This is a genomic window from Hominisplanchenecus faecis, from assembly GCF_020687205.1.
GTDB classification, from domain to species: domain Bacteria; phylum Bacillota; class Clostridia; order Lachnospirales; family Lachnospiraceae; genus Hominisplanchenecus; species Hominisplanchenecus faecis.
In genome coordinates this window covers 1-3,503 of sequence record NZ_JAJEQE010000086.1, presented here as the reverse complement: position 1 = coordinate 3,503, position 3,503 = coordinate 1, and the positions used below count along the sequence as shown (strand labels likewise).

The 3,503-nt window shown below is 37.6% G+C and carries 6 protein-coding genes and 2 pseudogenes; all 8 read right to left on the bottom strand.

Features of this window, described 5'->3' with window-relative positions:
• Positions 1-515 (bottom strand): annotated as a pseudogene (locus tag LKD42_RS14780) (conjugal transfer protein); the annotation flags it as partial.
• The gene (locus LKD42_RS14775) at positions 493-891 is read right to left on the bottom strand and encodes a conjugal transfer protein (RefSeq protein ID WP_003061368.1); all 399 of its coding nucleotides are present in this window, start codon (positions 889-891) and stop codon (positions 493-495) included. The pseudogene LKD42_RS14780 and the gene LKD42_RS14775, both read right to left, overlap by 23 nt.
• A 118-nt stretch (positions 892-1,009) precedes the next feature.
• Positions 1,010-1,513: an antirestriction protein ArdA gene (locus tag LKD42_RS14770; protein WP_002323345.1), complete on the bottom strand. Its 504-nt coding sequence runs from the start codon at positions 1,511-1,513 to the stop codon at positions 1,010-1,012.
• A gap of 17 nt (positions 1,514-1,530) precedes the next feature.
• Complete coding sequence (locus tag LKD42_RS14765) at positions 1,531-2,034, bottom strand: antirestriction protein ArdA (RefSeq protein ID WP_054752738.1); 504 nt, start codon at positions 2,032-2,034, stop codon at positions 1,531-1,533.
• Positions 1,953-2,249, bottom strand: a complete 297-nt coding sequence (locus tag LKD42_RS14760; protein ID WP_054752736.1) for a hypothetical protein — start codon at positions 2,247-2,249, stop codon at positions 1,953-1,955. The genes LKD42_RS14765 and LKD42_RS14760 overlap by 82 nt, the downstream gene beginning before the upstream one ends.
• An 86-nt stretch (positions 2,250-2,335) precedes the next feature.
• A complete protein-coding gene (locus LKD42_RS14755) occupies positions 2,336-2,932 on the bottom strand; it encodes a VanZ family protein (RefSeq protein WP_006857107.1) in 597 nt (198 codons plus the stop codon).
• A 143-nt stretch (positions 2,933-3,075) separates the two neighbouring features.
• Complete coding sequence (locus LKD42_RS14750; protein WP_003060793.1) at positions 3,076-3,297, bottom strand: hypothetical protein; 222 nt, start codon at positions 3,295-3,297, stop codon at positions 3,076-3,078.
• Between the two features lie 24 nt (positions 3,298-3,321).
• Positions 3,322-3,411: pseudogene (locus tag LKD42_RS14745) on the bottom strand (DUF3789 domain-containing protein); the annotation flags it as partial.
• Positions 3,412-3,503: the final 92 nt, after the last annotated feature.

Sequence of the window (3,503 nt, the reverse complement as noted above, 5' to 3'; positions counted from 1 at the left end):
TTTTCCAGTAACTTTTCCATTTTCATGTAACGGTTGATTTCATCATTCGGCATGGAAACAAAATCATTCATCAGCGTATGGTTCACTTCATGGAGAAATTCCGTGAACGTCAGCCACGCCGATTTTTTGATGTTCTTCAGATTGAGCTGTTCTTCCGTAACCATGAGCTTAAAGCCAAGAAAAAAGCGGTAGTCCACTTGATTATCCCCAATCATAGATACTAACGCTTCGGTCTGTTCGTCTATCTTCTGGTAGGCAACTTCCTTTAATTTTCCCGTTACCAGTTTCTTTGACTGCTCCTGCATACTTCGTATTGAGCTTTCTGTGGCAATCTGCAACGCATGAATTTTACCCTCACGGGACTGTGCAATGAGCTGTCGAAAGCTGTCATGCACGATAAATTTCTGCTCTGCGGATAAGAAAGAATAGTTGTACGGTATCAGCTCATAATAAGCAAACACCTCATTGTCCTTATTCCAGACAAGGTTATTGTCAATATATTTTATCGGGAACATAGTTCACACTCCTTACTGCCGTGATTGTTTCATTGAGTATCTGCTTATGCAGTTTTACGGCTTTTCCTGCATAAGTGATTTTAGGTCGCAGGGCATAGGTTATCTGTGATTTCAAAAAGCTGTACGGCTTCTTTCCGTCAAAGGTTTTCTGCGACATAAACCAAGTGAGAGCAACGGGAATACCAAAGTATTTGAGAAATGCTCCCTCAATCATGGAAAGTGGGGGAATATCCCCAAACAGAATGATGATAAATTCTGTAATCACAAACCATGTAATCTGTGTAAAAGTAACGGGAAAGGGCAAGTTAAAGTCATTGATTGCATACAAGACTTTTTCCACGTTCCAGATACCCGTATAAGATTTAATCTTTTTCAAGTTCTTTCAGCTCCTTTCGTAAATTCTTCAAAGAGAAAAGGACAGCCATTTTCAGACTGTCCCTTAAAAGAGAAATACGCTGTCAGTAGCAACAATGCTTGTCGCTGATCTTCCAGCGTTAATATGGTATCTCGCACATACCTCGGCTTGTTTCAATAAAGCAACCGCCCATATCCAAATCTCGCCCGTAGGCTTCATAGTCAATGTAGTTCTGCAAGCTGGGTGGAATATCCCCAAGTGCCTGCAATTCGTCTATGTAGTAGTAGGCAACGTCTGTCATGGTTTCACAGTCGGGATAATAATAAATATCGTCCTTGTGTTCCACGACTTCTTCCAGCGTCCCGTAGTGGCTGATAAATTCGTCCAGACACTCTACGATATAGTCGGGAAGTTCCTCTATCATTTCATACATCTCATTAAGTTCTTCAATGGAAACATACTCGCCAATCGCAATGGGGAAGTTGTCGGTATCATGGATTGCGTATTCCTCATACTGTTCATTCAAGCCGATTTTTTCTTTCACATCTTCTTCGTCAATGGGGAACGTGAACCAAGCACCGACTAAATAGCCCTCATTGTATTTGCCAAGATTAGCAATGTAAACCGCCATATCATCAATCATAAGCACCACCTCATTTCTTACTCTGGCAGTTCAAAGATACCGTGTTCTGTTACTAAAAATTTCCCGTGTTCCTGCAAGTGAGAAGCATAGGCTTCAAAGTCAAAGTAATATTCTTGACAGTCCTCGGATAAATGCTTAAATGTCGGGTCGTTCATCAACTTTTGCCTTGCAACATCAATCATGCTTTTGCAGTTGGGATAAACCGTAATCACGTTCCTGCAAATATAAAGTGCTTCTAAATTCTCAAACACCTTAAGTAGTGATACATATTCTTCCTGCATATCGCTTGAAAGCTGGCGGTACATAAAATCTAATTCGTTGAGCTGGTACACGCTTGTATGTTCGTGGACTTCATCAGCATAAGGCAACACCTTTTCGATAATACGGTAATCTTGACTTTCTGCACCGACACCTAACTTTTCTTCAAACTCGGCAACATCTATCGGCAAGTCGAACCAGTATGATATTGTTTCTTCGCCAGTTGTTCCTCTCGTTTCCACCAGTACCCTTGTTTCCTGCATTGTTCCTCACGTCCTTTCTGTTGTTTCATCACATCTTTTATGGTCTGGTACGACATACCAAACACATACTTTGAAAAATCTTCTAACTGTCTTTCTTCATAGTTGGCAGGGTTCAGTCGTTTCATTTCATGCCACACCTTACGCTTGTAAGAGGGCAGGTCAGAAAGATAATCGCAACCAACTTTTACCTGCATATCCTTAAAAACATCGTTCATTTCATCACTCCAATCTGAAATTTAGGTACGAAAAAAGCAGTCAATCCTAAGACTAACTGCCTTTTGTGTAAATATTTTTGTTAGCACTAGAGAAAAATTCTCCAGTTGAATAATAGAAATTCTCCTAAAACTGCAAGAGTTAAATATACAATAGGTTCTAGTTTAGAAAGAGAAATAGATTTATGGTTAATATTTTTAAATAACCTTTTTGTCAATTTCCAAATAAAATATCCAATAACTGCCCCTAGCGTATTCATCATTAAATCATCAATATCTGTATTTCTCCGATTGAATAACTGGCAAAGTTCAATGGATAATGAAAAACCGAAGCCTATCATAAAAATTTTCAGAGGATTTCTGTATCGTTTCCAAATTAAAGGAATTAAAAAGCCCAGAGGTAAAAACATTATAATATTTAAAACATAAGTCATTATCCCCTCAGACTGAAACGGTAATAAATTGATTTCCTCTAATCTTATAATCGTATCATAATGTCCAATATCCCAAATACTACCTATACCTGCAACAGAGAACGTCAAGTAGATATATAACAGAAAAATATATACCCATACAAAATGAATTGCTTTGTTTTCTTGTTTTTTGTTTTGACGCTTGCAAATAATAAGCTGGTATAAGGAACAAGGAACTATAATACATAGCAAAGCATAAATTGTAGATAACATAGTAATCGTCCTTTCACAGTAATTTTAAATAAAATGATACAGTAAAAATCTTAAAAAGCACGAAAGAATGTATTTTGTTTTTATGAAAGATTTTATGTTATCATATCATTTTTTGCTCTGCAATTAAAGATAATTTCAATATTTTATGCACCGATAATCTTATTGAACAGCTCTAACAGTACATCTTTCACACCGCCAGCATTGAATACCAAGCCGACAGCAATTAAGGCAACTACCAAGAAGCCGATAAGTTTGGAAAACTCACGCTTGAAACCTAAGTAGATACCGATAACCACGATCGACATAAGCACCAAGCTCTGTGCATTTGATAAAAACCATTGATACAAATTTTGTCCGAAATTCATTTAATTGTCCTCGCTTTCTTTTAATTATTTCATTTCATAGTCAGCTTCTTTGCCGACATTCAAAATACACATCAAGACTACGCCGATACCCATTCCCATAGATACCAGCAGGAAGTCTTTTAATAATACCCACATTTTTTATCACTCCTAACTTTCCACCAAATCTTTTGCAGGGGTCGTCTGCTGTTTGATTATCATTTCATGCT

Bases quoted from the DNA above. Each gene is read 5' to 3' on its own strand.
- LKD42_RS14770 (WP_002323345.1), bottom strand. From the start codon at position 1,513: ATGATTGATGATATGGCGGTTTACATTGCTAATCTTGGCAAATACAAT.
- LKD42_RS14765 (WP_054752738.1), bottom strand. From the start codon at position 2,034: ATGCAGGAAACAAGGGTACTGGTGGAAACGAGAGGAACAACTGGCGAA.
- LKD42_RS14760 (WP_054752736.1), bottom strand. From the start codon at position 2,249: ATGAACGATGTTTTTAAGGATATGCAGGTAAAAGTTGGTTGCGATTAT.
- LKD42_RS14755 (WP_006857107.1), bottom strand. From the start codon at position 2,932: ATGTTATCTACAATTTATGCTTTGCTATGTATTATAGTTCCTTGTTCC.
- LKD42_RS14750 (WP_003060793.1), bottom strand. From the start codon at position 3,297: ATGAATTTCGGACAAAATTTGTATCAATGGTTTTTATCAAATGCACAG.